Annotated in this window: 23 protein-coding genes; 8 read left to right on the plus strand and 15 right to left on the minus strand. The window is 70.6% G+C overall.

What is annotated here, in order from left to right; all coding sequences use genetic code 11:
• Positions 1-170: 170 nt before the first annotated feature.
• The 3 genes from GA0070617_RS18615 to GA0070617_RS18625 form a co-directional block, all read right to left on the minus strand.
• Positions 171-968, minus strand: a complete 798-nt coding sequence (locus GA0070617_RS18615; RefSeq protein WP_091439914.1) for an SDR family NAD(P)-dependent oxidoreductase — start codon at positions 966-968, stop codon at positions 171-173.
• A 52-nt stretch (positions 969-1,020) separates the two neighbouring features.
• Positions 1,021-1,875 carry a fumarylacetoacetate hydrolase family protein gene (locus GA0070617_RS18620; RefSeq protein WP_091439918.1) on the minus strand — a complete coding sequence of 285 codons (855 nt, stop codon included), beginning with the start codon at positions 1,873-1,875 and terminating at the stop codon, positions 1,021-1,023.
• Positions 1,876-2,067: 192 nt separating this feature from the next.
• Positions 2,068-2,751, minus strand: coding sequence for a FadR/GntR family transcriptional regulator (locus GA0070617_RS18625; protein ID WP_091439923.1), 684 nt, complete (start codon positions 2,749-2,751; stop codon positions 2,068-2,070).
• A gap of 291 nt (positions 2,752-3,042) precedes the next feature.
• On the opposite strand from GA0070617_RS18625, the gene GA0070617_RS18630 reads away from it, so the two are divergent.
• Positions 3,043-5,976 (plus strand): glycosyl hydrolase family 95 catalytic domain-containing protein, encoded by a 2,934-nt coding sequence (locus GA0070617_RS18630; protein WP_229688599.1) that lies wholly within the window; start codon positions 3,043-3,045, stop codon positions 5,974-5,976.
• Positions 5,977-5,979: 3 nt separating this feature from the next.
• Here the strand turns inward: GA0070617_RS18630 and GA0070617_RS18635 are convergent, their stop codons facing one another.
• Complete coding sequence (locus GA0070617_RS18635; RefSeq protein ID WP_091439931.1) at positions 5,980-6,255, minus strand: hypothetical protein; 276 nt, start codon at positions 6,253-6,255, stop codon at positions 5,980-5,982.
• Positions 6,256-6,334: 79 nt separating this feature from the next.
• Here GA0070617_RS18635 and GA0070617_RS18640 point away from each other — a divergent pair, with 79 nt between their 5' ends.
• Positions 6,335-6,784 carry a CGNR zinc finger domain-containing protein gene (locus GA0070617_RS18640; RefSeq protein WP_091439935.1) on the plus strand — a complete coding sequence of 150 codons (450 nt, stop codon included), beginning with the start codon at positions 6,335-6,337 and terminating at the stop codon, positions 6,782-6,784.
• Positions 6,785-6,817: 33 nt separating this feature from the next.
• Here GA0070617_RS18640 and GA0070617_RS18645 read toward each other — a convergent pair whose 3' ends face one another.
• From GA0070617_RS18645 to rpmB, 5 genes are all read right to left on the minus strand, one after another.
• The gene (locus GA0070617_RS18645) at positions 6,818-7,684 is read right to left on the minus strand and encodes an alpha/beta fold hydrolase (protein ID WP_229688598.1); all 867 of its coding nucleotides are present in this window, start codon (positions 7,682-7,684) and stop codon (positions 6,818-6,820) included.
• A gap of 122 nt (positions 7,685-7,806) precedes the next feature.
• A complete protein-coding gene (locus tag GA0070617_RS30675) occupies positions 7,807-7,944 on the minus strand; it encodes a hypothetical protein (RefSeq protein WP_175440383.1) in 138 nt (45 codons plus the stop codon).
• 89 nt (positions 7,945-8,033) lie between these two features.
• The gene (gene rpsN, locus GA0070617_RS18650) at positions 8,034-8,339 is read right to left on the minus strand and encodes a 30S ribosomal protein S14 (protein WP_091439943.1); all 306 of its coding nucleotides are present in this window, start codon (positions 8,337-8,339) and stop codon (positions 8,034-8,036) included.
• The gene (rpmG, locus tag GA0070617_RS18655; protein ID WP_091439946.1) at positions 8,339-8,506 is read right to left on the minus strand and encodes a 50S ribosomal protein L33; all 168 of its coding nucleotides are present in this window, start codon (positions 8,504-8,506) and stop codon (positions 8,339-8,341) included. Before rpmG ends, rpsN begins: the two co-directional genes overlap by 1 nt.
• Complete coding sequence (gene rpmB, locus GA0070617_RS18660; RefSeq protein WP_091439948.1) at positions 8,506-8,742, minus strand: 50S ribosomal protein L28; 237 nt, start codon at positions 8,740-8,742, stop codon at positions 8,506-8,508. Before rpmB ends, rpmG begins: the two co-directional genes overlap by 1 nt.
• A gap of 248 nt (positions 8,743-8,990) precedes the next feature.
• Here rpmB and GA0070617_RS18665 point away from each other — a divergent pair, with 248 nt between their 5' ends.
• From GA0070617_RS18665 to GA0070617_RS18680, 4 genes are all read left to right on the plus strand, one after another.
• Positions 8,991-10,295: a CobW family GTP-binding protein gene (locus GA0070617_RS18665; protein WP_091439953.1), complete on the plus strand. Its 1,305-nt coding sequence runs from the start codon at positions 8,991-8,993 to the stop codon at positions 10,293-10,295.
• Complete coding sequence (locus GA0070617_RS18670; protein WP_091439956.1) at positions 10,292-10,585, plus strand: type B 50S ribosomal protein L31; 294 nt, start codon at positions 10,292-10,294, stop codon at positions 10,583-10,585. Before GA0070617_RS18665 ends, GA0070617_RS18670 begins: the two co-directional genes overlap by 4 nt.
• 318 nt (positions 10,586-10,903) lie before the next feature.
• Complete coding sequence (locus GA0070617_RS18675; RefSeq protein WP_091439959.1) at positions 10,904-11,200, plus strand: DUF1540 domain-containing protein; 297 nt, start codon at positions 10,904-10,906, stop codon at positions 11,198-11,200.
• A gap of 104 nt (positions 11,201-11,304) precedes the next feature.
• Positions 11,305-12,162: a DUF2470 domain-containing protein gene (locus GA0070617_RS18680; RefSeq protein ID WP_229688597.1), complete on the plus strand. Its 858-nt coding sequence runs from the start codon at positions 11,305-11,307 to the stop codon at positions 12,160-12,162.
• Positions 12,163-12,238: 76 nt separating this feature from the next.
• On the opposite strand, the gene GA0070617_RS18685 is transcribed toward GA0070617_RS18680, so the two are convergent.
• From GA0070617_RS18685 to GA0070617_RS18705, 5 genes are all read right to left on the minus strand, one after another.
• The gene (locus tag GA0070617_RS18685) at positions 12,239-13,243 is read right to left on the minus strand and encodes a hypothetical protein (RefSeq protein WP_091439962.1); all 1,005 of its coding nucleotides are present in this window, start codon (positions 13,241-13,243) and stop codon (positions 12,239-12,241) included.
• Positions 13,244-13,499: 256 nt separating this feature from the next.
• A complete protein-coding gene (locus GA0070617_RS18690) occupies positions 13,500-15,098 on the minus strand; it encodes an alpha/beta hydrolase (RefSeq protein WP_217628844.1) in 1,599 nt (532 codons plus the stop codon).
• A 227-nt stretch (positions 15,099-15,325) separates the two neighbouring features.
• The gene (locus GA0070617_RS18695; protein ID WP_091439968.1) at positions 15,326-16,084 is read right to left on the minus strand and encodes a YqjF family protein; all 759 of its coding nucleotides are present in this window, start codon (positions 16,082-16,084) and stop codon (positions 15,326-15,328) included.
• Between the two features lie 49 nt (positions 16,085-16,133).
• Positions 16,134-17,792, minus strand: coding sequence for a CocE/NonD family hydrolase (locus GA0070617_RS18700; protein WP_217628845.1), 1,659 nt, complete (start codon positions 17,790-17,792; stop codon positions 16,134-16,136).
• 55 nt (positions 17,793-17,847) lie between these two features.
• Positions 17,848-18,828, minus strand: a complete 981-nt coding sequence (locus GA0070617_RS18705; protein ID WP_091439970.1) for a quinone oxidoreductase family protein — start codon at positions 18,826-18,828, stop codon at positions 17,848-17,850.
• Between the two features lie 98 nt (positions 18,829-18,926).
• On the opposite strand from GA0070617_RS18705, the gene GA0070617_RS18710 reads away from it, so the two are divergent.
• On the plus strand, positions 18,927-19,583 hold the full coding sequence (locus GA0070617_RS18710) for a TetR/AcrR family transcriptional regulator (protein ID WP_175440579.1): 657 nt from the start codon (positions 18,927-18,929) through the stop codon (positions 19,581-19,583).
• A 31-nt stretch (positions 19,584-19,614) separates the two neighbouring features.
• On the plus strand, positions 19,615-20,043 hold the full coding sequence (locus GA0070617_RS18715; protein ID WP_229688596.1) for a MerR family transcriptional regulator: 429 nt from the start codon (positions 19,615-19,617) through the stop codon (positions 20,041-20,043).
• Position 20,044: 1 nt separating this feature from the next.
• On the opposite strand, the gene GA0070617_RS18720 is transcribed toward GA0070617_RS18715, so the two are convergent.
• Complete coding sequence (locus GA0070617_RS18720) at positions 20,045-21,049, minus strand: NAD-dependent epimerase/dehydratase family protein (protein WP_091439979.1); 1,005 nt, start codon at positions 21,047-21,049, stop codon at positions 20,045-20,047.
• Positions 21,050-21,097 lie beyond the last annotated feature (48 nt).

Genomic DNA, 21,097 nt, shown 5'->3' on the forward strand with positions numbered 1-21,097 from the left:
CGGTCTCGCCGACAGCCCCAGAAGACCGTAGTGCGGGGCGGTGTCGTGGTACCGCTCGACGTCAGTCCTGGGCCTTGCCGCTGGTGAGCCGCGCTGCAGGCCGCCGTGGACGCGACGAGCGCCGCAGCCATGGCGACGCCGGCGGTTACGCCAATCGTGATGGGTTTCCTCTATTCGCTGGCCGGGACGGATCTTTCGCCACCGGAGGTCGCCGTGGCGTCCGGCCGAAGGCGGAGCCCGTGTATGCCGCCGTCGACGGCGAGCACGGTCCCGGTGGTGGCGGCGGCCAGCGGGCTGGCCAGGTAGGCGATCGCGGCGGCGACCTCGTCGGCGGCGACCAGCCGCCCCATCGGCTGGCGGGCCCGCAGGGCGGCGAGTTCGGCGGCCGGGTCGGCGGCGGAGTCGAGCAGTCCGCGTACCCAGGGGGTGTCGGTGGTGCCCGGGTTGACGCAGTTGAACCGGATTCCCTGGGCGACGTGGTCGGCGGCCATGGCCAGGGTCAACGACTGCACGGCGCCCTTCGTCGCGCTGTACAGCGCGCGGTTGGGCAGGCCCACGGTCGCCGCGATGGAGCAGATGTTGACGACGGCGGCGTTGGCGGAGGCCCGCAGGTGGGACAGGGCCGCCCGGGTGACCCGGACGACGCCCACCACGTTGACGTCGAAGACCCGATGCCACTCGTCAGCCGGGTTCGCCTCGACGGTCCCCTGCGCGCCGATGCCGGCGTTGTTGACCAGGATGTCGATGCCGCCGAGGCGGTGGGCGGCGGCGGTGACCGCCTCGGCCACCGAGGTGTCGTCGGTGACGTCGCACCGCAGGCCGTGCAGCGGGGCCGGCACCCCGGACGGGTCCAGGTCGAGGCAGGCGACGGCCGCGCCCCGCTCGGCGAGCAGGCGGGCCGTGGCCAGGCCGATGCCGGAGCCGCCGCCGGTCACCACGGCGGACAGTCCGGTGAACTCGCCCGTCATGCCCCCTTCGCCTCCGCCCAGACGGGGCCGCCCGGGTAGGCGTAGTCGGTCATCAGGCGGCGCCCACGGTCTGGCGCTGCCTGCCGAGGCCGTCGATCTCGACCTCGATGACGTCTCCGGCCCGCAGGTAGGGCTTCGGCTCGGGCATGCCCAGGGCCACGCCGGCCGGGGTGCCGGTGTTGATGACGTCTCCCGGCTCCAGGACCATGAACTGGCTGACGTACCGGACGACCTCGGCGACACCGAAGACCATGTTCCTGGTGTGCCCGTCCTGGCGGCGGTGTCCGTTGACGGTGAGCCGCAGACCCAGTTGCTGCGGATCGGGCACCTCGTCGGCGGTGACCAGCCACGGGCCCAGCGGGTTGAACGTCTCGCAGGACTTGCCCTTGTCCCACTGGCCGCCGCGTTCGAGCTGGAACTCCCGCTCGGAGAGGTCGTTGGAGACCGCGTACCCGGCGACGCAGGCCATGGCCTGCGCGGGGCTGTCCACGTAGCGGGCGGTGCGGCCGATGACGACCGCGAGTTCGACCTCCCAGTCGGTCTTGACGCTGCCCCGGGGGATCAGCACCTGGTCGTTCGGGCCGACCACCGTGTTCGGTGCCTTCATGAACAGGATCGGCTCGGCCGGCAGCTGCGCGCCGGTCTCTGCCGCGTGGTCGGAGTAGTTCAGGCCGACGCACACGATCTTGCCGGGACGGGCGATCGGGGCGCCGATCCGCAGCGAGGTGTCCGCGACCAGGGGCAGCTCACCGCCCGCGACCGCGGCACGCGCGGCCTGGATGCCCGCTCCGGCGAGGAAGCCTCCGTCGATCTCGGCCACCAGGCCGGAGAGGTCCACGAGGCGTCCCCGCGCGTCCAGTGCCGCGGGACGCTCCTGACCGGCCTCCCCCACTCGAAGCAGCTTCACTCCACACCCTCCGGCAAAACATCGGATCTGTCACCGAGTTGTATAGTGGAGTGACGCACATCTTGCAATAGGCAGTCCTCGATAGGATGCACAAAGGTCGGATGACATCGGCCCAACGGGATGGTCGGTAGTTAGTCGCCGGATAGACGACGCCCCGACCCTGCCGGGGCTCTCCCCCAGTCGAGGAAGGGCCTACTCCGGCTCGCCGAGGGCGTTGCGGAGCCACTGCTCGACGCCGGCGACGTGCACCGTGGCCCAGGCCCGTGCCGCTTCGGGTTGACGCGCCTCGATCGCCTCGCAGATCGCCTCGTGCTGCTCCCGCGTACGGCGTACCGCACCCTCCTGGGTCAGGCCGCGCCAGACCCGCGCCCTGGTCGTCGGCCCGGACAGGCTGTCGATCAGGGAACACAGGACCTTGTTCCCCGAGCCGGCCGCGATGTGGTGGTGGAACCGGAGATCGTTGGCCACCAGCGCCTCCACGCTCGGCGACTCACCCAACTCGACGAGGATCGCCCGCAGCCCGGCGATGTCCGCGTCCGTCATCCTGGTCGCGGCCAACTCCGTTGCCGCAGGCTCCAGGACCCGACGCACCTCGAGGAACTGCAACACCGTGTCGTCCTGGTGGAAGTCGACCACGAACCCGATCGCGTCCAGCAACAGGGCCGGCTCCAGGCTGGTCACGTAGGTGCCGTCACCCTGGCGTACGTCCAGCACCCGGATCAGTGACAGCGCCTTGACCGCCTCCCGCAACGAGTTGCGGGACAACCCGAGCCGCTCGGCCAGGTCGACCTCGCGAGGAAGGCGCGATCCCGGCATGAGCTCGCCCTGGACGATCATCGCCTTGATCTTCTCGATCGCCTCGTCGGTGACGGGCACCCTTGCCTCCCTCACGAACATCCGATCTTTCGGATCCTACCTCGGTCCATCATGATGTCCGGGCGGAAGGTGCGACCGGGACTGCGGATCGCTGTCCTGACCTCGCAGCGAACGGCGTTCCCCCCGCAAAATCCCCGAGATCACGGCCGACCGGACATTGGAGTTTGTCAGTGCGAAACCTTGCCCTGGGGCGAAACCGGCGGTAACGTCCGCGAAACACATCCGATGAATGGACGACCAAGGGGTTGCCATGCCGATCTTCGCAGGGAGAACGCCTCCCGCCCCACGGGCGTGCCCCCGGCACCCGGGCGGCCCGCCGCAGCGACCGCACCGGACCGTCGCCGCAGCACGGCGCTGGCCACCGCAGTGACCGTCGCGGCCCTCGGGCTGCCCGGTCCCCTCGCCGGACCCGCGACGGCGGCGGCGCAGCAGCCCGCACCGCCCCCGAACGGTACGACCCTCTGGTACGACAGGCCCGCCACCGACTGGGAGTCACAGTCCCTGCCCATCGGCAACGGAGCCCTCGGGGCCTCGGTCTTCGGCGGGGTCGAGACCGAACAGCTCCAGTTCAACGAGAAGTCACTGTGGACCGGTGGCCCCGGTTCGCCCGGCTACAACTTCGGGGACTGGACCACTGCCCGGCCGGGGGCGCTCGACGAGGTCCAACAACGGATCGCGACCGACAAACGCGTGGACCCCTCCTGGGTGGCAGGCAAGCTCGGCCAGCCCAAGAGCGGGTTCGGCGCCTACCAGACCTTCGGCGACGTACGCCTGTCGTTCCTGCGTCCGCCGGCCAACTACACCGACTACCGCCGGCAGCTCGACATCTCCGACGCCACCGCCGGCGTCTCGTACACCGCCGACGGGGTCCGGTACACCCGCGAGTACTTCACCTCCGCCCCCGACAATGTCCTGGTCGCCCGGCTCACGGCGGACCGGCCCGGCAGGATCGGGTTCACGGCGTCGATCACCACGGCGTCCAACCGGTCACGGAACCTCACCGCCGCCAACGGGCGGATCACGCTCAGCGGCCGGCTCAACGACAACGGCATGCGTTTCGAGTCGCAGCTGCAGGTGATCAACACCGGTGGCACCCGGGTGGACAACAGCGACGGCACCGTCACCGTCGAGGGAGCGGACTCCGTCACGCTGCTCCTCGCCGCCGGCACCGACTACGCCGACGACTACCCGACCTACCGGGGCGACGACCCGCACGCGGCCGTGACCCGGCGGGTCGACACGGCGGCGGCCAAGCCGCACCAGGCGTTGCGGGCCGCACACGTGCGCGACTACCAGCGGCTGTTCCAGCGTCTCAGGCTGGACGTCGGCCAGCGGATGCCGGCCATTCCCACCGACGAGCTACTGACCAGCTACCGCAGGGGACAGACGGACCCGGCGGCCAGCAGGGCCCTCGAAGTGCTCTTCTTCCAGTACGGCCGATACCTGCTCGTCTCGTCCTCACGGACCGGCTCGCTGCCGGCGAACCTGCAGGGGGTCTGGAACAACTCGACCAGCCCGCCGTGGTCCGCGGACTACCACGTGAACATCAACTTCCAGATGAACTACTGGCCCGCCGAGACGACGAACCTCTCCGAGACGGCCCTGCCGCTCTTCGACTACGTCGACGGCATGGTCGAGCCCGGCCGGGTCACCGCGAAGAAGATCCACGACAACCGCGGCTGGGTGGTGCACAACGAGACGAACCCGTTCGGTTTCACCGGTGTGCACAACTACCCCTCCGCCTTCTGGATGCCGGAGGCGGGAGCGTGGCTGGCACAGCACTACTACGAGCACTACCGGTTCACCCGCGACGACAGGTTCCTGCGCGAGCGGGCGTACCCGCTGATGAAGGAGCTGACGCAGTTCTGGCTCGACGAGCTGGTCGTCGACCCACGCGACGGCAAGCTCGTGGTGACCCCCAGCTACTCGCCCGAGCACGGGGACTTCTCCGCCGGCGCGGCGATGTCCCAGCAGGTCGTGTGGGACCTGTTGACCAACGTGTCGGAGGCGGCCGGGGAGGTCGGTGACGGCGACGCCGAGTTCCGCGCGCAGGTCGCGGCCACGCTGGCCACGCTCGACCCGGGGACCCGGATCGGCTCGTGGGGGCAGTTGCAGGAGTGGAAGGAGGACTGGGACAGCAGAGACGACACGCACCGGCACGTGTCGCACCTGTTCGGCCTCTTCCCCGGCCGGCAGATCTCCCCGCTGACCACGCCCGGGTACGCGGAGGCGGCGAAGGTCTCGTTGACCGCGCGCGGTGACGGCGGCACCGGCTGGAGCAAGGCGTGGAAGATCAACTTCTGGGCCCGGCTGCTCGACGGCAACCACTCCCACAAGATGCTCTCCGAGCTACTCAAGACCAGCACCCTCGACAACCTCTGGGACAACCACCCGCCGTTCCAGATCGACGGCAACTTCGGGGCCACCGCCGGCGTGGCGGAGATGCTGCTGCAGAGCCAGACGGGCGTCATCGACGTGCTGCCCGCGCTCCCCGACGTCTGGGCCGACGGCTCGGTCAGCGGCCTGCGGGCCCGCGGCGACGTCACGGTCGGCACCGAGTGGAGCGGTCGCACCGCGACCCGGATCACCCTGGATCCCGGCCGCACCGGACCGCTCCGGGTGCGCAGCGCCCTGTTCGGCGGCCGCTTCCAGGTCACCGACGCCACCACCGGCCGCCGGGTCGACGTCGCCCGCGACGGGCAGGAGATCCGCTTCACCGGGGTCGCCGGCCACCGGTACGTGGCGGAGTCACTCGCCCAGGTGGCGATGCGGATGCCGGCCACCGCAGCGCCGGGCAAGCCGTTCCCGCTCGAGGTGACCGTCTCGGCCAAGGCCACGACGCTGCCGGCCGGCACGCTGACGCCGCACCTGCCCGGTGGCTGGACCTACGAACCCACCGCCACCGACGTGCGACCGATCCGACCCGGACGGTCCCGGACCTACACGTTCCAGGTCACGCCCGTCCTCGGTGCCGAGAAGCTCCAGGCGGTACGGGTCGCGCTGACCGGGGACGACTGGCGGGTGGAGTCCTTCGGCCGGCTGACGGTGGAGACAGCCGCGCCGTGTGCGGTACCCGCTCCCGCAGCTCCCGTCCTCGCCTGGGATCCCCGGTCCGGCTCCACCGTCGAGGACTCGTCCCCCCACGACCGGGACGCGACGATCGTCGGCACCCCCCACGTACGACAAGAGCGCGCCGACCTGGGACGGGCTCACCCTCGACGGTGAGACCTACCTGCGTACCGCCCCCACCTCGCTGGGCTTCCTCCGGGAGGCCAGCTTCGCCGCCGACCAGGACGGCGGACAGCGGTTGACCGGAGGGGTCGACCGGGTGGCGGTCTTCGCCCGCGCCCTGACCCCGACCGAGGTCACCACCTGGCAGTCCCGGGCGGCCAGAGTTTCGGGTTCGCCGCTGTCGGCCCGGGCGTAGGGCTGCAGGCAGCCGCAGGAACCACATGCACCGTCGCACCCGACGTGGTCGAGGTGCAGCATCATCGTCTGGCCCATCTCGGCCTCGTTGTCCTCATCATGGGCCAGAGCCGTGGCACCCGGTCGGATAACCTGTCTAGCGAGGTTCGGAGGTTACATGGACGAGGAACTACTTCTTACCCTGCTCAACAGCACGCCCGTGATCGATGGCACCCGCACCGACATCCTCGACCTCGACGTCGACGACCCGGCAGTCCTGCGGGCCGGTCGCGACCTCCTGCAAGCCGTCGTCCGCGGGAACGAGCCACCCACGGCTCTGGCGCCGCTGCTGCACGGCGTGACGTCACACCCGTCCATCGACGAGGACGGCCACCTGCTCTGGACGACCGACGCCCACGGCGCTCAGAGCATCCTGCTGCGGGCCATCACCGCCTGGGACGAGTTACAGCGCACCCGCCCCGATCGGCTCCGCCCGTGCGCCAACCACGAGTGCGCGCTGTTCCTGCTGGACCGCAGCAAGTCCAACAGCGCCCGATGGTGTTCCATGGCCACCTGCGGCAACAAGCTGAAAGCCCGCCGCCATTACCAACGAACCCGACGAGGCTGACCGCCTCCCCGTGTTCGTCCGGCCTCGACCGGGTCAGCGTCGAGGCAGCCCGGCCAGGAACTCCCGGATCAGCCGGGACACCTCGTCGAGGTTGGTCTCGAGCAGGAAGTGCCCGCCGCCCGGCACCAGGTGGATCTTCGCGTCCGGGAGGTCGTCGGCGAACGCGCGGGCGCCGGCCGGGCCGAAGATCTCGTCGCCCTCACCCCAGACGGCCAGCAGCGGCGGCTGGTGGGCGCGGAAGTACTCGTGCAGCTTGGGATAGAGCGGCAGGTTGCTCGCATAGTCGTAGAACAGGTCGAGCTGCACGGCGTCGTTGCCCGGCCGTGACACCAGGGCGAAGTCGTGCCACCACACGGTCGGGTCGACCAGCGTCGGGTCGGCCACACCGTGCACGTACTGCCAGCGGATCGCCTCGAGCGACATCGCATGGCTCATCCCGGCCTCGGTCTTCTCGTTGCGGTCGCGGTGGAACTCCCAGACGCCGTCCCAGAACGACGGCACGAACCCGGCCTCGTAGCCGTTGCCGTTCTGGGTGACGATTCCGGTGATGGCCGAGGGGTTGTTCAGGGCCAGCCGCCAGCCGATCGGGGCACCGTAGTCCTGCACGTAGATCGCGTACCGCTCCACCCTCAGCTGGGCCAGCAGCCTGTTTGTGAGGTCGGCGAGCGCGTCGAAGGTGTAGGTGAACTGCTCCACCGAGGGGGCGTCGGAGAGCCCGAAGCCGAGGTGGTCGGGCGCGATCACGTGGAAGTCCCCGGCCAGCCGTGGGATCAGCTCGCGGAACATGAACGAACTGGTCGGGTAGCCGTGCAGGAGCACGATCGTGGGCTTGGACGCCTCGCCGGCCTCACGGTAGAAGAGCCGGTGCCCGTCGACTGTCGCGAACCGATGGTGGACCATCGCCATAACCCCCTTGATTGTTTTTGGTAGTTAGAGCATGTCACCGTCTCCTGCAACCCGTCAACTCGGTTTCGGGGGTTAGATGAACAGAGAGCAACGTCGCACGTCGCTGACCGCCGCCGCTACCACCGGCACCAATCAGCCTCGTAGTGCACGTCGACCGCGTCGGGGTGTCCCTTGGAGAACACCACCTTCGCAGCCGCCGGCGCGGCGGTCGGCGCCTGCACCGTGCCGGCGACCACCACCGCCCCGGCGGCCATCAGGCCCGCGAGACCGCGAACCCCTCCCTGCCGCTCTCAATCTCCCCTTTCGCCCCGCGCGCCCACGGGCGTTGGCGCCTGCGGTGCGATCACCAGGACGCCTTGCGCACTCCGGGCATGTCGCCGCGCAGGGCCAGTTCGCGGAACCGCACCCGGGACAGCCCGAAGCGGGTCAGCATCCCGCGTGGGCGGCCGTCGGTCTGGTCGCGTGAGCGCAGCCGCACCGGGCTGGAGTCGCGCGGTAGCCGGCTGAGCCGGCGGACCGCCTCGGCGCGTACGTCCGGGTCGGTGTCGGGGTGGGCGACCACCCGCTTCAGCTCCACCCGCGCCCCGGCGTGCCGGGCCACCAGTTCCTCGCGGCGCGCCTGCCGGTTGACCAGACTCTTCTTGGCCATCAGCGGGCCTCCTTGAACTCGACGTGCCGACGCACGATCGGGTCGTACTTGCGCAGCACCAGCCGGTCCGGGTCGTTGCGGCGGTTCTTGCGGGTCACGTACGTGTAGCCGGTGCCGGCGGTGCTGCGCAGCCGCACGATCGGCCGCACATCGGTCTGGCGGGCCATCAGATCTTCACCCCCCGGTTACGCAGTTCGGCGACGACCTTCTCAATGCCCTTGCGGTCCACGGTCTTCAGCGCCTTGGCGGTCAGGGTGAGACTCACCCACCGTCGTTCCGACGGCAGCCAGTAGCGGTGGTTCTGCAGGTTCGGGTTCCACCGGCGGCGGGTGCGCCGATGGGAGTGGGACACGGCGTTGCCGAAGCTCGGCTCCGCCCCGGTGACGTCACAACGTCTGGACATGGTGATCGCTCCTTACCCAGGTGCCACGATAACGACAATCGTTTTCAGTTTTACATCAACCGTTCGACCGGATCCACCCAGGGGCCCAGCAGGGACACCTGCGCGGGGGTCGGCGGCCAGCCGGGCCGCGACCCCCGTCGCGCGTCGGCGGTGGCAGCGCCGGCCGATCCGGTGGCACCCCTGCCCGCTTCGACCGCTCGCACGTGCCTATAATGACAATCGTTTTCAAGTAGCCCGGGAGGAATCCGATGTCGTCGTCACCTCAGGCCCCGCCCCATGCCGTGACCGTCGATGCCGACACCCGACCGTCACTGACCGTGCTGTCCGGGTTCTGGCCGGCGGCCACCCTCGCCGTCGCCCGCACGTTGCTCGCCGCCGATCCGTCGCTGCTGCTGGTGCGGCACGACCTCAGCGGGATCCGGCAGGGTGTGGTCCGGCGGGTGGTCCGTTGCGGCGTCGGCATCATCGAGGACGAGCAGGTCGAGCTGCGGCACGGCTGCGCCTCCTGCACCCTGCGCGAGGACGTGCTGCCCACCCTCGTCCGGTTCACCCGCAGTCATCCCGGCCAGGACCTGGTGTTGATGCTGCCCGAGGTGGTGGAGCCGGAGGCGGTCGCCGCCGCCTGCGCCCACTGCCTCGTCGACGGCGCCCCGATCACCGATCTCATCCGGATCGACTCGTACGTGACCGTCCTCGACGCCGAACACCTGCTCGACGGCCTGGCCAGCACCGACGACCTCACCACCCTGGGCATCCACGCCGCCGACGACGACCACCGCGCGCTCGCCGACGTCGTCGTCCGGCAGATCGAGTACGCCGACACCCTGGTGCTCTGGGGACAGTCCCGCGACGGCGCCTTCGACACCAGCAGGATGGCGGTCCTGTTGCAGCGGATGGCACCGTGGGCGACACACCTGCGCGTCGACGATCCGGTCGATGCCGGCACGTTGACCCGACAGCTGCGCCACACCCACCGGCACCGGTCGGGGACCCCCGGAACGCTCGCCCGCGGCCTGCAGGGCTACACCCTCGGGGCGCACGAACCGGAGCCCGACTGCGGCGTCGTCTCCGCCGTCCTCCGCGCCCGCCGGCCGTTCCACCCGCAGCGTCTGCACGACGTCCTCGAAGAGGTCAACGCCGAGGTCATCCGCTCCCGGGGGCACCTCTGGCTGGCCAGCCAGCCCGACACGGTGGTGGCCTGGGAGTTCGCCGGCGGTGGTCTGACGATGGGATCCCTGGGGCACTGGCTGGTGAGCCTGCCCGCCGACCGCTGGGAACACGTCGAGGACCAGCGCCGCCTCGCCGCCGCCCTGGAGTGGGATCCGTACTACGGCGACCGCCACCAGCACCTGGTCTTCATCGGCCTCGACCTCGACCCCGTCGAGCTGCACCGCGCCCTCGCCGGCTGCCTGCTCACCGACGCCGAACTCGCCGACGGCGAAGACACCTGGCGCAGCTACCCCGACCCGTTCGCCGGCTGCTTCCCCCTCGGGGCGGAGGAGCTGACCGACACCGACACCGACACCGACACCGAAGGAGCGCAGCGCGCATGAAGCCCGGCATCCATCCCGAGTACCGCCCTGTCGTCTACCGCGACAAGGGCGCCGACTTCGCCTTCCTCACCCGCTCCACCGCCACCAGCGACCAGACCATCGACTGGACCGACGGCAACACCTACCCCGTCATCGACGTCCAGATCTCCTCCGCCAGCCACCCCTTCTGGACCGGCAGACAACGCCTGCTCGACACCGCCGGCCGCGTCGAGAAGTTCCGCGCCAAGTACGCCCGCCGCGAACCCCAGGGCGAACGAGCGCCGACGCGCCGGTCGACGGGACCGAACTGACGCCGCCGCCGGCCACCACTATCGAAACCAGGCCGCGAAGCCTCGAATTCCGCAATTTCGCGATTTCAGTCGCCACCCGGTCACGCGTTGCGGAAGATAGGCAACACTAACAAAGGTTAGGCTTACTTGTTCGGATTCCCCGAAAGAGTAACCGCTGCGCATCGTGCCGGCTCTTTCGCCACTTTTTGCTATCGTCACGTCGTTGGCAATGTATTGTTTGACGCCGTGGGCACAGGGGTTCACCTCCCCTCGCCCAGGCAAGAAAGGAACGACCGACCCGCACGGCGGATCTACCCGCCGCGACAGCATGGAGGCGCCATGAAGACCTTGTTGCAGTCACCGCCTGTCCGCGAGTGCACCGCGACCGCATGCAGTTTCAACGACAACGGCTGCCACGCCCCGGCGATCACAGTAGCCGCGGCGGGCTCGGCCGCCTCCTGTGCGACCTTCGTCGAGTCGTCGGTGCAGGGCGGCATCGCCGAGGTGACCGGATCCGTAGGCGCGTGCGCGCGATCCGAGTGCGTCCACAACACCAACCTCGCCTGCACCGCCGAGTCCATCACCGTCGGCCCGAGCGCCACGGCCAGCGACTGCCTCACCTACCAGCCCGCCTGACCTGGCCGGCCGGACCGTCGACGATTTGGCAAGGTAAGGCTTACCTACTACTGTCAGACCCCTGGGCCGAACTGGCCCGTACCTCCATGGCCGAGGGGACTGACATGGCGCTCCACCCCGCCGGGCGGCCGACAGACCTGGCACACCCGCCTCACGGCACCGACCCGTTGGCGGCGGACGGGCATGACGCCGCCGTCGTGGCGCGCTCTGCCCTGTCCGCCGCCACTTCCCTGCGCCTCGCCGTCGCTGATGCCGCTGTCGACCTGACCGGGTCACACGCCGTCCTGCCCGAGGGCACGGTGGTCCTCGCCGTCGACGCGATGAGCAGGACCGGAGGTTTCCTGGTCGCTGCCCGTGGGCGAACGGGAGCGGCACAGATCGACGTCACACACCTCGTCCCCGTCGCGGCGCGGTCACGGGTACGGGCCAGACTGCGGATTCTGGGTACGGCACGACCGTTCGACCCGGCGAGTCTGGACCTGTGTGACGGCGACACCGTCATGTCACTGCTCGCGCTACCTCCGGTAGCGCTCTGGACCGTCGAGCCGACCCGCATCCGCCTCACGCGCGACCACGACGAGCGGACCGTGGACACCGGCGCCTACCGCGCCGCGCGGGCCGACCCCGTCGCCGGCGACGAAGCCGCACACCTGCATCACCTCACCGGACGACACCGGGACCTCGTCGACCAGCTCGCGATGCTGCTCGACCCGACGTTGCGGGCCAGTTCGGCGCGCGTCCTACCGATCGCCCTCGACGCCGACGGTGTCGTCCTCCGCGCCGAAGCGCCGCACTGGCACACCGACGTACGGCTGGCGTTCCCCCGCCGCGTCGCCGGGGCCGCCGGCCTCACCGAAGGACTGCGCGCGCTGCTGGCGGAGGCGGCCCGAGCCGCCCGCTCCCCCGATCGGACATCGCGACCTGCGGGCTCCACCTGCGACTGCGACCTACTCTCCGGGTGATCGTGTTGGTGGCGCCGGCCGGTGTGCAGTCGCATGCTCGGGGGTGCCGCGACTCTGTTCGTTGTTGTCCGTGCTGTCACCTGCTGGTGGAGGGTGAGGTCGCGGCAGATGCGGCCGGTGACTGGTTGGCACCGATCGGCAGGAGGAAGGTCGCCGTGGTCAGTGCCGAGGCACCGAACCGGAAGTACGCGAAGAGGACCGCGTGCAGCCAGGCGGCTGGCCCGGTCAGGCGCAGCGGCTCGGTGTCGGCGAAGAGGAGCACCACGCCGTGCGGGTCGAGGTGGTATTCCAGGACGCCGGTGTGGTGGAACGCCAGCCAGCGTCCGTAGGAGTAGCACCAGGTCCGGGTGGGAGTGACCACGACCCGGGTGAGTTCGTGGTCGCGCCACTGCGGGCTCGCGAGGCGTGCCGCCCGGGAGCGGGCGTTGCTGTTACCGATGGCGTTGGCGAGCAGGGCGCCGGTGACGAAGGCCGCTGATCCGAAGGCCAGCGCGGAGGTCTGCTGGTAGGTGACCGTCGTGCCGTAGTGCCGCGCGTACTGCAGCCGGGCGTCCAGGTGAACCGGTTCGTCGATGAGGAATCCCGGGGTGGGCACCGTGCCGGGCTGTCCGCCCCGGGCGAGGAATTCGAGGGTACGACGCGCGGCGTCACGACCCTCCGTCCATGAGGTGTCGGCGGCCGGGGGTCGTAGTAGCCGACCGATGCCGTAGCCGGCGGCGTAGCTGGCAAGTGCCCATGGGGCGGTGACGCCGACGACGGTCACCGTGAACCAGCGACGGTGGCCGAAGCCGCGCCGGCGACGTCCCTCCGCCACCCCCACACACAACCCGGTGACCGCCGTCGCCGCGACGTAGGCACCAGCGATCAGTACCAGCAGGCCCAGGAGCGCGCTGATGTCCGAGCACGCGTCCGGAACTTCGACGTCGGGATCGTCGATCGACAATCCGTTGGCCCGCAGGCACCGATCCGTGGCACGGTACGACCGGTCGACGCCCCACACCAACGCCGGTGTGACGACCACGGTGGTGACGGCGGTGAAGGTCCAGTGCCGACTCTTCGGCAGTGGGGGCACGAAGGACATGACGGATCGTGGCTCCCTATGTCACCGCATCAGTACGCTCCGACGCGCGATGCTACCGCTCGGTCGATACGCTGTGGGGCCCATAGTGCACGAACGTAAGGTCTTTTCTGGTCACTGCGGCCACCGCAGCCACCGCGGCGCCCTCCACGTACTCCGCAGCATCCCCCTTGATCACGTACCCAGGACCTCACCTCACGGGGGAGTCGGTGGCGGACACACCACCGGCTCCCCCGTCCTGCCCGTCCACGACCGACGATCAGAGTGCGCGATGCAGTCGGTCGAGGGTCTCGGTCCGCTGCCGCGCGGCCTCGGCGTCGAGCGTCCGCGTCCCGGGGCCGCAGAACCTGTCCTCCGGCATCGTGCCGTCGACCAGGTAGGCCGTGGTGACGTTGAGCGCGCACGCGTTGTCACCGAAGACGTAGACGCCGTGCCCGCTACCGTCGACGGTCACCAGCCGGGACCGGTCGTCGAACTTCTCCCGGAGCAGCTTCCCCCCACGCAGCGGGGTGGCCGGGTCCCGCCGGTTCTGCAGGATCAGCACGTTGCGCGGGCCGTCGTCGTTGATCGCCACCGGCGGCTCGGACGGCTCGTGCGCCCAGTAGGCACAGGGGACGATGTTCGCCCCGGCGGCGCCGAACATGGGGAACTTCTCGCGGTCCGTGGCCACCGAGGCCTGGTACCGCGCCACGTTCTCCGGCCAGTCGGAGTCGTTGCAGGTCACGGCGAGGAACGCCGACCAGTTGTTGTCCCACGGCAGCAGCTCCACCGGATCGTCGGCCCGGTTCGTGCGCTGCGGGACCGACCGGCTGTCGGCCCTGGCCACGAGCCGGGTGACCGCGGCCTCGTCGGAGTTCAGCAGCGACTGCCAGGTCTGCGCCAACAGTCCGTACTGCGCCTCGCTGTAGAGCGCCGTGAAGGTGAGGAACCGGAAGGTAGCGCCGTCGACGCCGGCGACCGGGGTCCGGTCGAGCCGTTCGGCGAGGGTGAACCAGTTCCTGGTCACCTGCGCCGGGTTGCGGCCCAGGCCGTACGCGCCATGCCGCGCCGCCGCAAACGCCGCGAAGTCGGGGAACGTCTGCTCCATACCCAGCGCGAACCGGCGCAGGGCCGCGCGGCTGAGGTGGGTGTCGCCGACGTTGCTGTCGAGCACGACCCGGTCGGTGGTCTCCGGGAACATCGACGCGTACGCGGCACCCAACGCCGACCCGTACGACGCCCCGTAGAAGCTGGCCTTCTCCTCGCCGAGCGCGACTCGGATCGAGTCCAGGTCGCGCGCCGTGTTCGCCGTGGTCAGGTGCCGCAGTCGGCCCTCGGTGTCGTTGGCCGCACACCGCTCGGCGACCGTCTTCGCGATCGTCGCCTGCTCCGCGACCGCCGCGTCGTCCACCGCGTACGGCGGAACGTTGCCACGGTAGTCCAGGTCGCCGGTGAAGGCACAGCTCACCGGGGCCGACTGCCCGACCCCACGGGGGTCCACGCCGATCAGGTCGTAGCTGTTCGACACGGTGGACGGCAGGCCGAGGCTGACCATGTCCGCCGGCATCGTCAGCCCGGAGGCACCCGGCCCGCCCGGGTTGAGCAGCAGGATGCCCCGGCGCTCGGACGGATTCTGGCTGGCGATCCGCGACACCATGATCTCGATCTCGGCACCGGCCGGGTCGCCGTAGTCCAGCGGAACCGGCACCGTCGCGCACTGCAACGACGGCGATACGGCCGCGACCTGCTCGGGGCAGGCTCCCCACTGGACCTGCACCCCCGGCTCGTCCGCCCCGGCGGGCACCGCGGTCAGGGTCGCGACGAGCCCGACGGCGACCGTGACAGCCATCCCCCGGCCCACGATTCGGCGTTGTTTCACGTTCTACCTCCGACTGGTGGTCTCACGGCGCTTCCTCTCCCCTGCATCACTTGTCTTCATGCCACCAGCCGGCACATCGTGCCGACAGTGGTGCCGTGTCACCCCCAACGTGTGACGCGGTGGCACTGGCGCCACATCGGAGCCGACGGTACGGGGACAGGAGCCGGCGTCAGAGCGCGCGGAGGTGGTCGTGCGGGGTGGCTCGACGTCGAGGGGCTGCACCTCGCCTACGGCGGCGTGCAGGTCGCTACCCCGCCCGCGACGGTGGGCAGGCCGAACACGACCGGCACGCCGGGGGCGTACAGCACACTCACCGGCGCTGCGGCGGGCGCGGGCAGCCCGGCGGCGGCGACCAGTCCGTCATCCAGGTGCAGCAACTCGGCCCGGTGCAGCGGCCAACGGGGGTGCCAGTTCGGCAGGTGCAGCGTGCGTCCGTACGCCCGGGTGTGCAACCCCCAGCGGGCGGTGAGAAAGTGTTCCAGCGGGGTCGGGTCGGCGATCGGGTCGCCGACCCGGACCACCATGCGGCTCGCCGCGCCGGCCGGGCCGGGCCAGCGACGCCGGCAACGGTACGTGCAGATGTCGCCGTCACGGTCGATCCCCATCTTCGACCACAGGTACGGCAACCGCAGGCTCGCCCGGGCGACGAGCACGGGTACCAGCCGGGACGCGTCGAGCGACCGGAACACCACGGCGCGTCGCCCGGCGTCGTCGACGGAGTAGAGCCGGACGTTGGTCTCCCAGAAGGTGCCGAAGTACGGCACCCGCGGCCCCCGGCCGAGGCCCAGCCCGACCATCTGGAAGCCGACGAGACCGACATGGGTCAATCCGTCGAGGGTGTCCGGACGGGTGCCGGAGGGCAGCAGCGGTGCGACGAGTTCCGGCGCGACCGCCCAGTGCACGAACGTGAGGTCTTTCCAGTACTGCCGCAGGCTCGCCCGGGAGAACGCCCGGCTCGGGGCGGGGTCGACCGGCTCGATGTCCACTGCCCCATCCTCCTCCCTCGCCGCTTCGGGCCGCGACCGAGGAGCGGGTTCAGGCCTTCGCCGGCAACAGGATCGCGGAGGGGTGGTCGCCATCGTGCAGGATCTCGAGGTGGGTGACGTGGGTGGTCGTGGCGGTCGCGACCGGCTCGTCCCCGCCGAGGTTGCGGGCGAACCGGGGAAACGCCCCGGCGGACACCTGAACGCGCAGGCGGTGCCCGCGCCGGAAGACGTACGCGGTGGGTGACAGCTCCACGGTCACCTCGGTCGTGCCGTCGGGCCGAACGGTGACCAGGTCGTCGCACACGTTGATCGACTTGCCGCGCTCGTCGACGTCGCACAGCCGGACGAACAGGTCATGGCTGGGCCGGTCGGCGCGCAGCCACACCTGCGCCGTGACCTGCCCGACAACCTCCAGGTCGGACTCGAGCACCGGTGAGGTGAAGGTCAGCACGTCCGCCCGCTTCTCCAGCGACCGGTTGTCCTTGGGGCCGGGACCGTTACCGTCCAGTTTCGGCCCGCCCACCGACGGGGTCGGGTCGTTCGGGTCGTAGCTGAAGGTGCTCGGCGGCGAGGCCGGGTTCACCCCCCGCTCCAGCGCGCCGCCGGAGCGCAGGTGCCAGCGCTGCTGCGGGTACCCCGCCGGTGGCCACTGGTCGAAGTCACGCCACTGCCCGGCACCCATCACGAACAACCGTACCGGCGCCCGGTCGGCCGGTTGCTCGCCCCGTGCGAGCGCGGCCCCCCAGTCGACCACCTGCTCGATCGCGGCGCCCATGCCCACCGGGGCGGCGTGCCACCACGGGCCGACGGTCAGCCGGGGGTTGCGGCCGGCGGCGGCCAGGGCCTGGAAGTCGCGCAGCTGGTCGGTCAGGAAGATGTCGTACCACCCGGTGATCGAGCTGACCGGCACGGTCACGTCGCCGACGGCGCCGCTGTGGTCCTCGTCCTTCCAGTACGGGTGGTTCTGGTCGTACCGCAGCGTCTCCTGAAAGAACGGTGACTCGTGACCGAGCAGTGCCGTGTCCACACCGGTCAACGGGAGCGTGTTCATCGCCGCGGCGACACGCTTACGGTCCAGGCCCAGCATGGACCGCAGCAATGCCCGCGGGCGCTCCTGCGTCTCGGTGTTCCACACCCAGTTGGCAAGCGTGTCGAGCTCGAACCGACCGGGACGCAGCAGGGTCAGCGCCAGCCGCGACGACGTGATGTGCGGAACCATCGCCTTGACCTGGACCGGTGCCTCAGCGGCGACCGCCCACTGGGTGTAGCCGAAGTAGCTGGAGCCGGCCAGCACCACGCCGCCCTTGGCCCACGTCTGGTCCGCCAACCAGCGCAGGGTGGCCAGCCCGTCCTCCCGCTCGTGCCGCATGGCCAGGAACGTGCCACCGGAACCGAACGTGCCCCGGCTGCGCACCATCAGCACGTGCATGCCGCGCTCGGCGATGGCTCGGCCGTACATCCACCCCAGCGGGCCACCCGGCCCGTACGCGGTCCGCACCACCACGGTGGGCAGCTGCTCCAGCGGGATGCCGGCGGAGGCTGCGGGCGCCCAGTGGTCGGCGAGCAGGGTGACCCCGTCCTCGACCGTGATCGGGATGTTCCGTTCCACGGTGACCTCGCGGGTGACGGCCGGCGGAAGTGTCAGCATCCGCTGTCCGAGCCGACCGGCCAGTTTGGTGGCGACATTGTTCTTGGGGCGGGTGCTCACGATGGTCTCCTGTCGATTCGGACGAGGCGGTGCGGGGCCGAGGGGTGCCGCGGTGTTACGGGACGAGGACGACGCGGCCCCGGGTCGTGTGCTCCTGCAGCCGCTGGTGGGCGGTCGCCGCCTCCGCCAGCGGCAGCAACTCGATCTCGGTGTCGGCGAGTCCGGAGGACGCGGCGGTCAGGGCGGCGGCCGCAGCGGCGGGGACGGCTTCCGGGTGCGCCGGCAGGTAGCCACCGGCGTTGAAGCCGGCCACGATGACGTTGCCCTGCCAGATCGCGTTGCCGTTGACGCCGTGCTCCCACTCGTCGCTGGCGTTGCCGACCAGCAGCAGCCGGCCACCCGGGGCGAGCAGTTGCAGGCTCTCGGTGCGTACCTGCCCGCCGACCGGGTCGACGATCACGTCGAACCTCTCGTCGCCGAGGACGCTCAGCATGGTGGCCGAGTCGACGATCTTGTCGTACGGCAGCCTGCTGGTGGCCGCCGTGGCCACCCGATCACCGCGGACAGTGCCCACCACCCGGGACGCCCCGAGCTGCCTGGCGACACCGGGGAAGGCCGCCGCGAGCGCGCCGAACGCCCCGTGCACCAGGACCCGCTCCCCCGGGTTCAGCCGGATCGGGCCGGTGAGGGCGACATGGGCCATCAGCGCGTTGGGCACGACGGCCACCGCCAGCGCGGGGGCGAGGTGGTAGGCCTGGGTCGACAGCACCCTGGCCCGGTCGCTGACGTACACCGATGCGTAGCCGCCGGTGGCCGACGCCGACAGGGTCACCACCTTCTCGCCGACCTGCAGATCGGTGACGCCCTCGCCGAGGGCCCGGACCGTGCCGGCGACCTCGAGGCCGGGGACGTACGGGGGCTGCGGCAGACCGGGCACGCCTTCGTACCGCCCCTGCCGGAGGTAGACGTCGATCAGCCCGACCGCGGCGTGGGTCACGTCGATCGCCACCTCGCCGGGCCCGGGCGCGGGGTCCGGCAGCTCCGTGAGCGCCAGGACCTTCGCCTCGCCGAACTCGGTGACCTGTACAGCCTTCATGGCAATCCCCTCCCCACTTAACGCACGCTGTGTAGCGTTAAGTGGTGTCAGCTTATGCGGAAGACGTAGCGCAGCGCAAGGTGCGTTATGGTGGGGTCATGCGTCAGCGAGCCCGCTCGATCGATGACAAACAGCGCCGTTCCGAGGATCTGCTGGTGGCCGCCGAAGCGGTGGCCCTCGAGCGGGGTGGCGTCCGGTTCGTGACGCTGGCCCCGGTCACCGAACGAGCCGGCCTGCACCGCACGGGGGTGCGGCGCTACTACGCCAGCAAGGAGGAGTTGCTTCTCGAGCTGGCCGAACGCGGCTGGCAGCAGTGGAGCGCCGCGATCACCGACAGGCTGCGCGACAGCGACGGCCTCGGGCCGCGCGAGGTGGCTCTGGTGCTGGCCGACACCATCGCGTCCCTGCCGGTCTTCTGCGACCTGCTGACCCACGTGACGCTGAGCCTGGAAGGCGACGTCGACATCGAGCGCGCCCGGCAGTACAAGACCAGGGCCTTCGCCGCCTACGACGAGATCGTGGCCGCCCTGGACCGGGCGAGCAGCATGACCGTCGACCAGATCCAGGCGCTGCTGGCGGCCGCCCTCGCCTTCGCCGCCAACTTCTGGCAGGTGTCGCACCCCACTCCCACCCTCGCGGCGCTGTACGAGCAGGTGCCGGAATGGGGCCACGTCGCCTTCGACTTCCGACCCCGGCTCCAACTGCTGCTGCAGTCGACCGCTGTCGGACTGGCCGAGACGCTCACTGCCACCTGATCAGGACGGCCGCGCGGTTAGATTTGCCCGGGTGAGCAGACCCTTGACCATTCAGGAGATGTCCCGCCGCTCCGGTTTCACCGAGCCGACGCTGCGCTACTACGAGCGAGTCGGCCTGCTCGGCGTCGTGGACCGCGACCCGGCCAGCGGTCATCGCCGCTACGAGGAGGGCACCGTCGGCCGGGTCATGGCGCTGGCCTGTCTACGGTCCTCGGGCATGACCGTGGACGGCATGCGCGAGTACGTCGAACTCCTCGGCCGCGGTGACGAGGCAGCCGAGGAACTGCAGGAGTTGTTCACCGAGCGCGCCGGGCAGTTGGCGGCCGAGATCGCCCGGCTACGGCTGCGCCACGAGTACCTCGACCTGAAGGCCCGCAGGTGGCAGGCCCGCCTCGACGGCGACCACGCCGCCGAGACCGCGGCCGTCGAGCGAATCAAGAAGATCCTGCGGGAGCTGTGACTCAGGCCGGGACCAGACCCAGCGCGAGCAGGCTGTCCGCGGTGTCGGTGATCGCGGTCTCGACCGGTCGCGGTTGCCAGCCGAGCACCCGGCGGGCCTTGGCGTTGCTGATCACCGGGACCTGCCCGCCCAGCACGGCCGCGTCACGCAGCGCCGGGTCGGAGCGGGCGCCCTCGCGCACCTGCTCGTCGGTCAACTCGGTGGCCGGCACCCGGTCCGCGAACCGCGGCAGGTGCCGGGCGAGCACGCGGCCCATCTCGTAGAGGCTGGTCGCCGCGCCGCTCACGGCGATGAAACGCTCGCCCGCCGCGGCCGGATGCAGCATGGCCCGCAGGTGCAGGTCGACCACGTCACGCACGTCCACCACGCCGAAGTACATCCGCGGCACCACCGGCATGCCGCCGGTGAGCAACGCCCTGACCAGGCCGGTCGAGGCCGACACCCGGGGGCCCAGCTGCGGCCCGAAGATGCCGGTGGGGTTGATCACGGTCAGCTCCGGACCACCGTGTTCGCGCACGTCCTCCCAGGCCGCGCGTTCCGCAACAACCTTCGACCGGTGGTACGCCGGGATGTCGCCCACCGCATCGGTCCAGTCCGACTCGTCGTAGTGGCCGTCCGGCTTGACCGTGTAGCCCACCGCCGCGTACGACGAGGGCAGCACCACCCGCTCGACTCCTGCGGTACGGGCGGCGGCGAGCACACGCAGCGCCCCGTCGCGGGCCGGGACGATCAGCTCGTCCTCGTTCGCCGGTGGGGTGAGCGGGAACGGAGACGCGTGATGCCACACGTACCGGACCCCGTCCACCGCCTTGTCCCAGTTGTCGTCCGAGCTCAGATCGGCGGTGACCACCTCGACCCGGTCATCGACGCCCGCCTGCCCGGCAATGCCCTGCTCGGGTCGCCGGGCGGCCACCCGGACCCGGTAGCCCTCATCGAGCAACCGGGCCACCGCGTGGCCCCCCACCTGTCCGGTCGCCCCCGTCACCAGCACCATGTCATCAGTCATGCCTCGACTCTGCGCGCCCTGCAGCGCTTCAAGTCCAGTGTGATCCGC

This window comes from Micromonospora yangpuensis (assembly GCF_900091615.1).
Lineage (GTDB): Bacteria > Actinomycetota > Actinomycetes > Mycobacteriales > Micromonosporaceae > Micromonospora > Micromonospora yangpuensis.

What these genes read in the sequence shown, in the direction of transcription:
- GA0070617_RS18720 (WP_091439979.1), bottom strand. Translation starts at nt 21,049, where the DNA reads ATGACTGATGACATGGTGCTGGTGACGGGGGCGACCGGACAGGTGGGG.
- GA0070617_RS18675 (WP_091439959.1), top strand. Translation starts at nt 10,904, where the DNA reads ATGAAGACCTTGTTGCAGTCACCGCCTGTCCGCGAGTGCACCGCGACC.
- rpsN (WP_091439943.1), bottom strand. Translation starts at nt 8,339, where the DNA reads ATGGCCAAGAAGAGTCTGGTCAACCGGCAGGCGCGCCGCGAGGAACTG.
- GA0070617_RS18640 (WP_091439935.1), top strand. Translation starts at nt 6,335, where the DNA reads ATGGACGAGGAACTACTTCTTACCCTGCTCAACAGCACGCCCGTGATC.
- GA0070617_RS30675 (WP_175440383.1), bottom strand. Translation starts at nt 7,944, where the DNA reads ATGGCCGCCGGGGCGGTGGTGGTCGCCGGCACGGTGCAGGCGCCGACC.
- GA0070617_RS18670 (WP_091439956.1), top strand. Translation starts at nt 10,292, where the DNA reads ATGAAGCCCGGCATCCATCCCGAGTACCGCCCTGTCGTCTACCGCGAC.
- rpmG (WP_091439946.1), bottom strand. Translation starts at nt 8,506, where the DNA reads ATGGCCCGCCAGACCGATGTGCGGCCGATCGTGCGGCTGCGCAGCACC.
- rpmB (WP_091439948.1), bottom strand. Translation starts at nt 8,742, where the DNA reads ATGTCCAGACGTTGTGACGTCACCGGGGCGGAGCCGAGCTTCGGCAAC.
- GA0070617_RS18645 (WP_229688598.1), bottom strand. Translation starts at nt 7,684, where the DNA reads ATGGTCCACCATCGGTTCGCGACAGTCGACGGGCACCGGCTCTTCTAC.
- GA0070617_RS18680 (WP_229688597.1), top strand. Translation starts at nt 11,305, where the DNA reads ATGGCGCTCCACCCCGCCGGGCGGCCGACAGACCTGGCACACCCGCCT.
- GA0070617_RS18710 (WP_175440579.1), top strand. Translation starts at nt 18,927, where the DNA reads ATGCGTCAGCGAGCCCGCTCGATCGATGACAAACAGCGCCGTTCCGAG.
- GA0070617_RS18705 (WP_091439970.1), bottom strand. Translation starts at nt 18,828, where the DNA reads ATGAAGGCTGTACAGGTCACCGAGTTCGGCGAGGCGAAGGTCCTGGCG.
- GA0070617_RS18615 (WP_091439914.1), bottom strand. Translation starts at nt 968, where the DNA reads ATGACGGGCGAGTTCACCGGACTGTCCGCCGTGGTGACCGGCGGCGGC.
- GA0070617_RS18635 (WP_091439931.1), bottom strand. Translation starts at nt 6,255, where the DNA reads ATGGGCCAGACGATGATGCTGCACCTCGACCACGTCGGGTGCGACGGT.
- GA0070617_RS18685 (WP_091439962.1), bottom strand. Translation starts at nt 13,243, where the DNA reads ATGTCCTTCGTGCCCCCACTGCCGAAGAGTCGGCACTGGACCTTCACC.
- GA0070617_RS18665 (WP_091439953.1), top strand. Translation starts at nt 8,991, where the DNA reads ATGTCGTCGTCACCTCAGGCCCCGCCCCATGCCGTGACCGTCGATGCC.